Annotated in this window: 1 protein-coding gene; it reads right to left on the bottom strand. The window is 43.0% G+C overall.

Annotated elements, in window-relative coordinates; genetic code table 11:
• Positions 1-408: SDR family NAD(P)-dependent oxidoreductase (locus R7Q46_RS28020; protein ID WP_318078415.1), on the bottom strand; the 408-nt coding region annotated here is incomplete at its 3' end.
• Positions 409-625: the final 217 nt, after the last annotated feature.

Genomic DNA, 625 nt, shown 5'->3' with positions numbered 1-625 from the left:
AGCTTTGGGCTGCTGAGCTGCAGTAGACATGATCATCACTACATTAACAGGCTGATCCTTGTATCGCTTAACCAACTCACGAAGCACGTTAATCGCTGAGCTGAGATTATTCTCTATTAAGGTTTGAATCTGCTCTGGATCTTGCTCTTGTAACAACCCAAAGTACCCACTGCCTGCACTGTGAACCACCGTGCTCGGAATAGAATCTAATTGTTCAAACAATTGTTCCACTTCTTGATGGGATGCGAGATCACAAGCTCGATAGCCAACATTGTTCGATAAGCAGTTTGTGACTGTAGAGAGCTTACTCTCACTTCGTCCAGTCAGATAAGTGGCTTTCCCTTCCGCATCATAAAGCTTGGCCAACTCCGCCCCTAAGCCGCTACTTGCACCTGTGATTACAATCATTTTCTACCTCGTTCGTAAAAGTGCTTTCTAATGTGTGTACCAATTAAGGTAACGGAATATAGGCTGATTCACATCTTACGAACGCCATTCTTTGAAGCAGCATGACTTTCTGATTTTAACGCTCGTTAACTTCTAAATATGCCCAATAGTTTTCAAAACTATCCAATGGTTCGGATACCAGTACCTTGATCACGAAGCTCATCAAGCACAAAGAGAA

It is taken from the genome of Vibrio sp. 811, assembly GCF_033339195.1.
The sequence above is the reverse complement of the archived record's forward strand: the minus strand, read 5'-3'. Positions and strand labels throughout refer to the sequence as shown.